We start from the raw sequence: 13,428 nt of genomic DNA, 5'->3' as shown, positions 1-13,428 counted from the left end.
CCTTGTAAATTATGCAATAGCCATAACATTTTCACTCATAACACCCGCACCCGCCATGGCTTTACACACATAAATCGTCGCTTGTAAGCCTGTTGCAGCATGGTATTTAGCATTCACTTCAGCGGTAATCGCATCAACAAATGTAGGTGGTACTAAAGCCACAATACAGCCACCAAAACCACCACCTGTCATACGTACACCGCCATGATCACCGATAACACCTTTAACCATGTCAACCAAAGTATCAATTTCAGGTACGGTAATTTCAAAATCATCACGCATTGATGCATGCGACTGGGCCATTAACTGTGCCATTAACGCCATATCACTATTAGCTAATGCAACGGCTGCTTGTTCAGTACGTGCATTTTCAGTAATAACGTGACGTGCACGTTTTGCCACCATTGGCGCTAATTCTGCTTCACGTTCAGTAAACATGGCTAGCGTTACATCACGCAATGCTGGAACACCGAAGAAATCAGCTGCTTGTTCACACTGAGCACGGCGGGTATTGTATTCACTATCAACCAAACCACGCTTCTTATTAGAGTTAATGATCACCACCGCCATATCTTCAGGCATTGCAACAGCCTTGGTTTCTAGCGAGCGACAATCAATAAGGAGAGCGTGATTTTTCTCACCTTCAGCAGAGATTAACTGATCCATAATGCCGCAATTACAACCAACAAACTGGTTTTCTGCTTGCTGGCCATTTAGTGCTATTTCTTGCTGACTAATACTTAGTTCAAATAAAGCCTTAAACGTTTGTCCAATCACCACTTCAAGTGCCGCTGATGAACTTAAACCTGCGCCTTGTGGTACGTTGCCACTAATAACAATATCTGCGCCACCCAATACATAACCGCGATCTAATAAACACTTGATCACACCGCGAACATAATTAACCCACATGCACTGTTGATCAAATTCAAGCGGTTGAGTGATATCAAATTGATTAATTTCATTGGCGTAGTCAACCGCAACCACACGCACAATATTATCGTTACGACGAGCTGCGGCCACTATCGCTTGATAATCAATCGCACAAGGAAGCACGAAGCCATCATTGTAATCAGTATGCTCGCCAATAAGATTTACACGACCAGGAGCTTGAACAATATGACTAGGGTTGTAACCTAAAACAGATGCAAAAACAGCGGATACATTATCAATAAGGTGTTGAGTACGATTTGTTGTCATTATTTTTACCTACTATTACCAAAGATTATCAAGAAACAATATTATTCATTAACGCTGCTAGTGCTTAATCTAAATAGTGCACATCACTGACTGCACGCAGCTTTTCTGCCGCTTGTTCTGCGGTTAAATCACGTTGACTCTCAGCCAACATCTCATAGCCCACCATGAATTTTTTCACAGAAGCAGAACGTAATAATGGTGGATAGAACAGTGCATGAAGCTGCCAGTGTTCGGTTGAGGTTTCACTAAAATCACGATCAGATTCAAAGAAAGGTGCGTAATGCCAGCCCATTGAATAAGGGAATGAACACTTAAATAAATTATCGTAACGGCTAGTCAGTTTTTTAATCGCTAACGCTAAGTCATCACGCTGAGCTTCAGTTAATTCATCCATTCGACGAATATGAACTTTAGGCAATAACATGGTTTCAAACGGCCATGCAGCCCAGTAAGGAACCACTGCCAACCAATGCTCAGTTTCCACAACAGTACGTGAGCCATCCGCTAATTCACTATTAACATAATCGACTAATAAATTAGTCCCATGCTGTGAGTAATATTCACGTAATAAGGTATCTTTACGACTAATTTCATTGGGTAAAAAACTATTAGCCCAAATTTGACCATGAGGGTGTGGTTGCGAACATCCCATCACTGAGCCTTTATTTTCAAACGCTTGCACCCAAACGTAATCTTTACCTAACTCTTCTATCTGCTCATTCCAAGTATCAACCACTTTACGGATCGCTGGCACTGAAAGCTGCGGCAATGTTTTGCTATGGTTTGGCGAGAAGCAAATTACACGACTTAAACCACGCGCACTTTGGCAACGAAAGAGAGGGTTACTATTTTCAGGCGCTGACGGTGTATTTGCTGTTAACGCAGCATGATCGTTACTAAAAACATAAGTGCCAGTGTAATCAGGGTTTTTATCACCTGAAACACGGGTATTGGTTGGGCATAAGAAGCAAGAATCATCATAAGCCACATTTGATTCCGGTTGTGGTTGTTCATCAGCACCTTGCCATGGACGCTTAGCACGATGAGGAGAAACTAATACCCACTGCCCTGTTAGAGGATTATAGCGACGGTGAGGATGGTCAATCGGATCAAAAATTTCAGACATAATAATTTCGCTGTTAGATACTGTAATGCTAAAAAGTCTAAAGCGATTTTAAATTAACTTCCGTGATCAATGACACGTTATGTAAACGTTTCCACAAAAAGCATCATTCGTGAAAACCATCACAGGATAAGATCAACCTTATTGGTAATTTATGACATATGATTCAATTATTTTACGGTCACAACCGTGTAAATATGAATGAAATGATAAAAATTTGTCAAATAGGTACTGATTTATTCGAGTTTTTTACTAAAAATGGATAATATCATTCTATAAAATATAACAACACATCCCTCAAACACACAGCAAACGTTACTTAGGTTGCAGGGATTGCCGGAGGAAAGATGGCAACATTAAAACAAATCGCAACCAAAGCGGGCGTATCATTAGCAACTGTTTCCCGTGTATTAAACGATGATCCTAGCCTTAGCGTAAAGGATGAAACCAAACGAAAAATATTTGAGATTGCAGAGCAACTAGAATACACCACCAGCCAATCACGAAAAACGGCGAAAAAGCATACACTTCATTTCCTCGCTTTATATAATTACAAACAAGACGTTGAAGTTGACGATCCATACTATCTTGCGATTCGCCACGGTATTGATACTCAATGCGATAAATTGGGCATAAAACTCACCAATATCTATGAATGTAACCTTGCCGCCGCACCTAAAGCCATTGATGGTATATTGATCATTGGCCAAGTGAGTGAAGACAATCTTATTGCAATACGTGCTTTATCAAATAACACCGTTTATGTTGATTACACCGATCACAACCTTGATATAGATTGTATTGATATTGATTTGGAGCGACTCAGCAAAGAAGTAATTAACCATTTCACTCAGCAAGGCTATCAGCGAATTGGATTTATTGGCGGTCAAGATAACCCCGATAAATACGATATTCGTGAGTTAACCTTTACTGAATATGGAAAATTTAAAGGTGTTGTTTCAGATAAAGATATCTACCGCGGTGATTTTAGTAGTCAATCAGGCTATTCATTAGCCAAACAAATGCTTACAACCGATCATCCTAACGCGTTATTCGTTGCATCTGATTCGATTGCTATTGGTGTCTTACGTGCGATACATGAAAGTGGGCTCAATATTCCTGATGATATTTCATTAATCAGCGTTAATGATATACCAACCGCAAAATTTACTTATCCCCCATTATCAACTTTTAGAATTCACTCAGAGTTAATGGGTTCTCAAGGGGTTAATTTATTATTAGAGCGCAGTCGCGATGGCAGAACAATTCCATTACGAGTATTTGTACCAAGCCAATTAATTTTACGTAGCACCACCAAAAAATAAATAACACGTTGATAACAAACAAAAAAACGACATTCTTGATGTCGTTTTTTTTGTTTGAAATATCATCTACAGCCTAAAATATGAGCAAGATCACTCAAATAAACGCCAGTGATTGTTTTTTTGTAGCCCACCTCACAAAGCTCAAAACAGAATGTGACCAAGTTAATACTAAAAAGTTTTACCTGTGTTTTTTAGTAAAACTTTACTTAATAATGACTCCAGATAATTAAAACATGTCTCGGAGGCATCGTGAATAACTGGGAAAACATTAACTTACTTAGCGAAAATAGACTGGCACCTCGTGCATATTTTTTCTCTTACAACGCATTAAATAAAGCACAACGCTTTCAGCGTGATTTAAGTCAGCATTTTATGTTGCTCAGTGGCCAGTGGACATTTAATTTCTTTACTCATCCATTGCTCGTTCCTGAAGAATTCTATAACCAAGAGATGAACGATTGGAGCACAATCCAAGTGCCAAACATGTGGCAAATGGAAGGTCATGGTAACTTACAATACACCGACGAAGGGTTTCCATTCCCAATAGATGTACCTTTCGTACCATCAAATAACCCAACAGGCGCATATCAACGTACCTTTTTCTTAAGCGATAGTTGGACTGAAAAACAAACCATCATTAAATTCGATGGTGTTGAAACCTATTTTGAAGTTTACGTTAACGGTCATTATGTTGGTTTCAGTAAAGGTAGTCGCTTAACTGCCGAATTTGATATTTCAGCGTTTGCTAATCCTGGTAAGAACTTACTCTCTGTACGTGTGATGCAATGGGCTGATTCAACTTATATCGAAGATCAAGATATGTGGTGGATGGCGGGCATTTTCCGTGATGTTTACTTAGTCGGAAAAGAACCTGTTCATGTGCGTGATTTCACTGTACGTACTGATTTTGATGATGATTACCAAGCTGCTACTTTAAGCTGTAAAGTTGAGCTAGAAAACCTCAGCGGCACTGTTGTTAGTGATTACAGCCTTGATTATGCGCTCTACAATGGCCATGTTTTGGTTGAAAATGGAAACGTTTCCAAGTTAGCTATTGCAACGACAACCCATACTGATTTTGCAATCAAAATGGCAAATCCAATCCATTGGACGGCTGAAAACCCACATCTATACCACCTGTTTTTAACGTTACGTGATGCAGACGGCAATGTGATTGAAGTCATTCCACAACGGGTTGGTTTCCGCGATATTAAAGTGCGCAACGGTCTGTTTGAAATAAACGGTCAATACGTAATGCTCCACGGTGTTAACCGTCACGATAACGATCATCTTAACAGCCGCGCTGTTGGCATCGATCGGGTTGAGAAAGACATCGTATTGATGAAACAACACAATATTAACGCAGTACGTACAGCACACTACCCTAACGATCCTCGTTTTTACGAACTGTGTGATCAGTACGGTTTATTTGTAATGGCTGAAACTGATGTTGAAACGCATGGTTTCGCTAACGTTGGTAATCTCAGCATGATCACCGATGATCCTGCATGGGAGCAAGTGTTTGTTGAACGTATTGAACGTCATGTTCACGCTCAAAAGAACCACCCTTCTATTATTATGTGGTCATTAGGTAACGAATCTGGCTACGGCTGTAATATTCGTTCAATGTACGCAGCAACCAAAGCGATTGATGATACTCGCTTGGTTCATTACGAAGAAGATCGTGATGCAGAAGTGGTTGATATCATCAGTACTATGTACTCTCGTGCTCAGATGATGAATGAATTTGGTGAATTCCCACATGCTAAACCACGCATTATTTGTGAGTATGCTCATGCAATGGGTAATGGACCAGGTGGTCTAACCGAATACCAAAACGTGTTCTACAAACATGATCATATTCAAGGTCACTTTGTTTGGGAATGGTGTGATCATGGTATTTATGAGCAAGATGAAAATGGCCGTGATGTCTACAAATACGGCGGTGACTACAGCGATTACCCTAATAACTATAACTTCTGCATGGATGGCTTGATCTACCCTGATCAAACACCGGGCCCTGGCTTACGTGAATATAAGCAAGTTATTTGTCCAGTTAAAATTGCCGTTAAAGATCACACCAAAGGCATCATTACTGTATCCAACAAATATTGGTTCTCTAATTTAGATGATGTGGTATTTGATATTACAGTACGTGCTGAAGGTGACACATTAGCCTTTAATCAAATTACGCTGACCAATCTTGCCGCAGGTGAATCACGTGATATTGAACTCGCCCTACCAGTGATGGATCAACGTGAAACGTTTGTGAATGTATCAATTCGTAAGAAGTCACGCACAGCTTACAGTGATGCCAACCATGAATTAGGAATTTTCCAATACCAAGCCAAACCTAATACCGCCCATGCTAACGTGTTTGAAAATAACAATGCCATGCCGCTTACTGTTATTGAAAATCGTCTTGATTGGGAAATTAACGGTTATAACTTTGCGCTGCGCTTCTCTAAGGTCGATGGCAAGCTGATCTCATGGCAACATCAAAATAATGAATTAATTGCATCATCTCCTGCAATGAGTTTCTTCAAGCCAATGATTGATAACCATAAGCAAGAGTATGAAGGCTTATGGCACCCAGCTCACCTGCAAATTATGCAAGAGCATTTCCGTAGCATCAATGTAGAACACATTGCAGGTAAGGCCATTGTTACCACCAACAGTATTGTTGCACCACCTGTATTAGATTTTGGTATGCGTTGCCAATACCGTTTTGAAATTTGTCCTCAAGGCCAAGTTAACATGACCTTAAGTGGTAACAAATATGGTGATTACCCACATGTGATCCCTGCTATCGGCTTAGATTTAGGCATTAATAACCAATTTGACCAAGTTGAATATTACGGTCGAGGCCCAGAGGAAAACTATCAAGATAGTCGTCAAAGCAACATTATTGATATCTACAACACCACCGTTAGCAATATGTTTGAGAACTACCCGTTCCCACAAAATAATGGCAACCGTCAGCATGTACGTTGGGCAAGCCTAACGAACCGTCATGGTGTGGGTTTATTGGTTAAACCAGAGCAAGAAATAAATTTCAGTGCATGGCATTACACCAATCAACATATTCATCAGGCACAACATATTAATGAGCTAGAACCAAGTGGTTACATTACGGTCAACCTTGATCATCAAGTTATGGGCTTAGGTTCTAACTCATGGGGTTCAGAAGTTCTTGATTCATATCGTGTTTACTTTAATGACTTTAGCTACCAAGTAAGCTTAGTGCCTTTTAGTAAGGCCGATTGTGATAGCCGTTATTTGGCAAGTCAAACATTTACAGCAACAGCTATTGGCGGAGATAAATAATGATTACTTTAGCATCACTAGATCAATTCAAAAGCCTATACCGTGATGGCCGTAAATGGAACCGCTGTGTCGAAGCAATTGAAAACATCAGTAATATTCAACCAAATGTGTTCCATTCCGTAGGGGACTCACTGGCTTACCGACTTCAACACGGACCATCTAAAGCGGATCAACAATTTGTCGGTCATCGTCGTTATTTTGATGTTCATTACTACCTTGCTGGCAGTGAAACAATTGAATGTGCAGATAAAAGTGCGTTGACACCAGCCCTGTCCTATAGCGATGAAACTGATCGTGAATACTTTACAGGCACAGGACAATCGCATCGCATAGAAGCAGGTCAAATGGTGATCTTTGAAAATCACCAAGCACACCGCTTCAGTGCTGCAGACAACCTTGAGAAAGTTGTTTTACGTGTCACGATTGAGGACGGCTACTTCCTAAATAAATAACTAAACACAGCCGCCAGTTAGTAATAGCTGGCGGTTATGCAATAACAGAAGTCACACAAAAGAAACAACAAAAGCATAAAAACAATAACCTATGATTAAGCTCATTTGCTCAATACATAGAAATCCTACAATACTAAACGTGATCCATCGGAGATTCTCATGTCTGAATCAAAACGTAATACCATAGGGAAATTTGGTCTACTATCGATGACCTTTGCTGCGGTATACAGTTTCAATAATGTCATTAATAACAATATTGAAATTGGCTTATCCTCTACTCCTATGTTCTTTATTGCTACTTTGCTTTACTTTATTCCTTTTTGTTTAATTATTGCAGAGTTTGTTTCTCTCAATAAGAACTCTGAAGCTGGCGTTTATGCGTGGGTTAAAAGTTCTCTAGGTGGGCGTTGGGCTTTTCTTGCTGCATACACCTATTGGTTTGTAAACTTATTCTTCTTCACCTCATTGCTACCACGTGTTATTGCCTATGCCTCTTATGCGTTCTTGGGCTATGAGTACATATTTACACCGACGACCACCACCATATTAAGTATTATTCTGTTTGCTGGTGCGACATATGTCTCAACCAATGGCGCTAAAATGTTAGGTCCTATTACCTCGGTAACCTCATCATTTATGCTAGTGCTAACCTTGTCTTATATTATCTTAGCAGGTGCCGCCGTTGTCGGCGGAATTGAACCGGCAGATCCAATTACTGTTGAAGCACTAACACCACAAATTAACTGGGCCTTCTTTGGTGTCACCGCCTGGATATTCATGGCGGCTGGTGGTGCAGAATCAGTATCTGTTTACGTTAACGATATTAAAGGTGGCCATAAAGCCTTTGTAAGAGTAATTATTTTTGCTGGTATTTTCATTGGTGGCTTATATTGTGTTTCATCAGTGCTAATGAATGTATTTGTTGAACGTGAAGCATTGAAGTTTACAGGCGGTTCAGTACAAGTATTTGAAGGTTTAGCGCGTCATTACGGCCTATCTGAAATCATGATGAACCGTTTCGTTGGCGTGGTGTCATTTACCGCAATGCTTGGCTCACTACTGATGTGGACAGCAACACCAGTTAAGATTTTCTTCTCTGAAATTCCTGCTGGTATTTTCGGTGAGAAAACCGTCAAACTAAATAAAAATGGCGTTCCAGCACGTGCAGCATGGGCACAATTCTTTATTGTTATTCCACTGCTCATCGTACCAATGTTAGGTTCAGATTCAGTACAAGAACTAATGAGTACTGTAATTAACATGACAGCAGCAGCGTCAATGTTACCACCACTGTTTATTATGATTGCTTACTTAAACCTACGTCTAAAATTGGATCACCTACCACGTGACTTTAAAATGGGCTCACGCACAACAGGGATCGTGATGGTATCGATTCTAATTGGTATATTTAGCGTTGGTTTCTTAGCATCAACCTTCCCAACAGGTGCTGATATTATGACCATTATCTTCTATAACGTTGGCGGTATTGTAATATTCCTTGGCTATGCATGGTGGAAATACAACCGCTATGAGCGTCAGTTGACAGCAGAACAGCAACCAACCTTAGCAACAGCAACAGCAACAGCAACAGCAACAGCAACAAACGACTAATCACTGCTCGTTTTAGTTCTACCAAAGCCTTGAATTCTCCCTCAAGGCTTTTTTACATCTTCGTCGTAGCATAGTTCAACCGTTACATTATAGTCACAAAACTTCACATGCACCTTAACTTTATGTATCAGATAGCATATAATTAAGCTTATGTGTAACGGAGCTTAATAAGGATATTATGCGAAAAACGCTGGTGATAAGTTTACTCTTCACTTTACTATTACTTACATTAACCGTGATAGGCGCACTGACCAACAACCAACAAAATAATGATGAAACAATCAATAAAATAAAAATAGCTCAGCGCCAACAACAATTACTGCAACAACAGCATATTACTCAGCAGATAGAACATACAATAAGCCAATTAAATCAACTAAATACTCATTTACGCCAACAACATTGGCAGCTTATACTGACCGCTAGCCAACGTAACGATTTTATTCAATTTACCAATAATATACTGACAAATAACCCTGATATTCATAGCATTAGTCTGATTGATTATAAGAATAGTCATCGCTTAAAAATAATCGCAACCCCAGAATCTGAAAATATTGTTGTAGATAATAAACCCGTACTGTCTACCACTGAATTGAGCAATATAGATCATACTTTTTCACTACCACCGAACAAGACCTATATTAGTGCCCTATCCCTTGAAAATAACCACATCGCATATTATCAGCACATTACAATTAATAATCACCAATGGGTTATTAAAATTGAACAAAAAGACACACTAACAGCATTTTTAAATAATAAACCATTAACACAGCAGTTTTGGGTTATCGATAATAGCGGTAACACGCTAATTAATATAGATAACAATAAAAATTCTATTTTTAATAATGTCCTAAAGTTTAAGAATGGCCACTTTGCATTATGGAAAAAAATACAAAGTTACAATCACCATCAAATAATTAAAAACAATATACTTTATACTTACTCTCCTCTATTTCTATCAAAGCCATTAAAATCAAACATTGACTTTAAATTTGGTAACTTATCACCATGGATATTAATTTCAGGAACTGAAATAACACAAAATAGTAATGTTACAACATATATTCAGCAGCTATTTAATAAATATTCAATCATCTGTCTGACATTAATACTTTGTGCTATTGGCATAATGTTAACCCTACGGTATATAAATCAACAAAAAAATGAAATCCGTCGCATTAACAGTGTCAGAAATACAACTCTTCACCGCTATTATTCTTTAATAGAAAATACGGACTTTGGTATTATCGTAATCAATAAGAAACGTAAAATAACAGCAATAAATTCAGTAGCCATCACGATTTTAGAGTTAAAAAAAGATGCTCTTTATAAAAATATCGTTTCACACATATCAGCTATTAATACCAAAACAGATATTGTAAGATTATTAAAAAGCATTGATGAACTCGGATTTAATGATAAGAAAAAAATACAATTAAAAATAAATACGCCCCCATTTAAACATTTAGAGATAATAGCCACAAAAATTAATAATAACGATGACCATATCATGCTACATATTATCGATGTCACCTCTTGGGTCAAACGTGAACAAAAATTAAAAGGATTATCGCGTGCAGTAGAACAAAGTGAAGAAGCTGTGATTATCACTGATAAATTTGGCTTTATTGAATATGTAAATAGCTCATATGAAAAAAGCACTGGTGAAATATCCAATGATATCATAGGATTAAATAGTAAAACCATTTTCAAACGTTATATAAATGATAATGAAAAAATAGATGACATTCAATCTAAGTTAAACCAAGGACAAACTATTCAACGTATTATTTCTCAAAAAAATGCAGATAATACTATTCATTATCTTGATAACACAATATCACCAATACGCGATGAAAATGATCGAATAAGTAACTATATATCTACCAGCAAAGATATTACTGAACGTATAAATTATGAAAATCGTTTACACTATCTGGCTCATTATGACCAATTAACAGCACTACCTAATAGAACTATGTTTATTACTGAAGTAAATAACACTATATTAGAGGCTAAAAATAATCAATCACAAGTGTCAGTATTAGTTATTGAAATAGACCTTTTTAAGAAATTACATGATTCATTAGGTAATGATAATATCGAAAATATTTTAGTCATTATATCAAAACGTATTCGTTCAAATCTAAGAGATATAAATCTACTTTCTCGATTAAATAACAATCAATTTGGCGTGATTATTCAATCAGTTCAACAAAAAAAGAGTATTACTCACTTAGCAACAAGACTACTTAATAATATTCAGGCTCCCATTAGTTACGATAGTAAACTTATTTCAATATCTGCGGTTATTGGTATCTCATTCCAAACAGATACAGCGATAACCGCAGAGCAAATCCTTAATAATGCCAATATTGCATTAAGCTCTGCGAGAGATAAATCAAAAAATCAATATTGTTATTTCAGTCCTGAAATGGAAGCAGAAACAACTCATAAATTAGAATTAGAATCCGAACTACGTAAATCGATTAATACTGATCGCTATGAGTTTTACTATCAACCAAAAGTATTAGCACACTCACACGCATTAATAGGAGTTGAAGCATTATTACGTTGGCGCGATAAAGATGGCCACTATCAAGCCCCTGTTGACATTATTCCTTTACTTGAGTCATCAGGCCTCATCCTTGAAGCGGGAATTTTTTTAATTGAAAAAGCCTGTTATCAACTTCAGCAATGGCATCAACAAGGTCTGGCTATTAGTATGGCGATCAACATTTCTGCAAAACAATTACTAGAGTCTGACCTCACGGCAATTTTAACTAAAGCAATAAAAAAAACCGGTTGTGACCCTGCCTATTTAGAGCTTGAAATAACAGAAAGTGTATTAATGACGGATATTGAATTGGCCTATCAAAAATTAATCGAACTTAAAAAAATTGGCATTAAAATCGCTATCGATGATTTTGGTACTGGTTACTCCTCACTCGCTTATCTGAGTCGCTTCCCTATTAACATCCTCAAAATCGATCGCGAGTTTGTAAAAGAGTTACCTTATAATAGAGATAGCATTACTATCATTGAGGCTATTATTGATCTTGCTCATAATCTAGGTTTAACTGTTGTCGCTGAAGGTGTTGAAAATATTGAACAAATTCACTTCCTAGAGAGCATTGGCGTTGAAGAATTGCAAGGATATTATTTCAATAAACCACTAACACGAGATCATTTCAATCGTCAATATTTGCCGCAGCAACAACAAATACCAGATAACATTATATAATAGGTTCTCTTATTCAACGTTGTAGCTTATTATTAATCTTATACGCCATTTTATTGTTAACTATAAGTGGATGATTTTTGATTACTGAGTAGGACGTCACAATGAGTTTTAGTGATCACTTAGATAACTTTATTAAGCAACGGGAACAATTTGGCCAACAGCCAAATAGAATGCAAAAGCGCAATGCGTATACTGTTGTTGATGCAACCGATCAAAGCAAAGCACGTGAAGCGATGGCAAAAGAACAAGAACTAGCCACATTGCGCGCAGAGCAAGAAACAAAACAATACCATCAACGTATTCGTGGACGTTGTGTGCTGCCAAGTGAGGCACAAGCACAACAACAACGCCAAGATAATTCTCGTCCAGCGGATCCCGATCGTATTGCATATATTCAACAACTTAAAAAAGACCTAAAGCTAAAAAAGTACGCCGCGGAATAATTTATTACGCACGGAGCAGATCTTATAGTTAAAATTGCTCACAGTATTATTTCAACACTATACTATTTCCACTTCATAGCCTTAATAGTAATGATACCTTATATTGTTACTATTAAGGTTATCGCTACCATTTTAAAATCACTACTCCTTACATCACTTATAAAAATGGAAAAATAATGTAGCGTTATTATTCTCACCCAATGAGATAATATTTCATAAGCAACATGTTATATCTGAACTTATTTATCGCAGTTCAATGCAATATATTTTCTAAAATATGCTCCCATAATAAAATAATCACTCACATTTAATGGCTAATAATTGCAAAAAAAGCCTCAAAATACTATTTTGAACACTGTGTAATAACTTTTTTCGCTAATTTTATATTTTTTTTTCAACAACCAATCAATCCTGCACTCCCCCTTAACCATCATTTCTCAAATTACGAGAATTAATACTTTTTTTTATATTACATTCTCGACAACTAAATTTTCATTTTAACCTTTGTATTACAGCCTCTAAATAAAAGGAATGCTGTACCCTATAGTAAAAAAAGACCAACAATAAAATATAACACTATGATTATTAAAAACTAACAGCCGTAAGGAAAGTAAAAAAACGCCTTCTAAGGAATATTTAAATTGCCAATAAACGTCAAAACAACAAACAAACCAAAAATTAACAAAAAACAACAAAA

8 protein-coding genes are annotated in these 13,428 nt (G+C 37.3%); 6 read left to right on the top strand and 2 right to left on the bottom strand.

Annotated features, from left to right (window positions below; translation table 11 throughout):
* Window positions 1-9 precede the first annotated feature (9 nt).
* Together galK and PMAL9190_RS00225 are read right to left on the bottom strand one after the other, a co-directional pair.
* Window positions 10-1,200 (bottom strand): galactokinase, encoded by a 1,191-nt coding sequence (gene galK, locus PMAL9190_RS00230; protein WP_087843386.1) that lies wholly within the window; start codon window positions 1,198-1,200, stop codon window positions 10-12.
* A 64-nt stretch (window positions 1,201-1,264) separates the two neighbouring features.
* On the bottom strand, window positions 1,265-2,326 hold the full coding sequence (locus tag PMAL9190_RS00225; RefSeq protein ID WP_087843385.1) for a UDP-glucose--hexose-1-phosphate uridylyltransferase: 1,062 nt from the start codon (window positions 2,324-2,326) through the stop codon (window positions 1,265-1,267).
* Between the two features lie 344 nt (window positions 2,327-2,670).
* On the opposite strand from PMAL9190_RS00225, the gene ebgR reads away from it, so the two are divergent.
* The 6 genes from ebgR (at window position 2,671) to PMAL9190_RS00195 (ending at window position 12,731) form a co-directional block, all read left to right on the top strand.
* Window positions 2,671-3,648 carry a transcriptional regulator EbgR gene (ebgR, locus tag PMAL9190_RS00220; RefSeq protein WP_065168606.1) on the top strand — a complete coding sequence of 326 codons (978 nt, stop codon included), beginning with the start codon at window positions 2,671-2,673 and terminating at the stop codon, window positions 3,646-3,648.
* Between the two features lie 249 nt (window positions 3,649-3,897).
* Entirely contained in the window at window positions 3,898-6,975 is a 3,078-nt protein-coding gene (gene ebgA, locus PMAL9190_RS00215) for a beta-galactosidase subunit alpha (protein WP_087843384.1), read from the top strand.
* Window positions 6,975-7,427: a beta-galactosidase subunit beta gene (locus PMAL9190_RS00210; protein ID WP_087843383.1), complete on the top strand. Its 453-nt coding sequence runs from the start codon at window positions 6,975-6,977 to the stop codon at window positions 7,425-7,427. The genes ebgA and PMAL9190_RS00210 overlap by 1 nt, the downstream gene beginning before the upstream one ends.
* A gap of 159 nt (window positions 7,428-7,586) precedes the next feature.
* Entirely contained in the window at window positions 7,587-9,038 is a 1,452-nt protein-coding gene (locus PMAL9190_RS00205; protein ID WP_087843382.1) for an amino acid permease, read from the top strand.
* Window positions 9,039-9,216: 178 nt separating this feature from the next.
* The gene (locus tag PMAL9190_RS00200) at window positions 9,217-12,288 is read left to right on the top strand and encodes a GGDEF domain-containing phosphodiesterase (RefSeq protein ID WP_087843381.1); all 3,072 of its coding nucleotides are present in this window, start codon (window positions 9,217-9,219) and stop codon (window positions 12,286-12,288) included.
* Between the two features lie 101 nt (window positions 12,289-12,389).
* Complete coding sequence (locus PMAL9190_RS00195; RefSeq protein ID WP_087843380.1) at window positions 12,390-12,731, top strand: hypothetical protein; 342 nt, start codon at window positions 12,390-12,392, stop codon at window positions 12,729-12,731.
* Window positions 12,732-13,428 lie beyond the last annotated feature (697 nt).

The sequence above is a fragment of the Photobacterium malacitanum genome, from assembly GCF_900185615.1.
In the GTDB taxonomy this organism is placed as follows: Bacteria; Pseudomonadota; Gammaproteobacteria; order Enterobacterales; family Vibrionaceae; genus Photobacterium; species Photobacterium malacitanum.
Note: the sequence above shows the minus strand (reverse complement) of the source record. Positions and strands in the feature narration are given on the sequence as shown.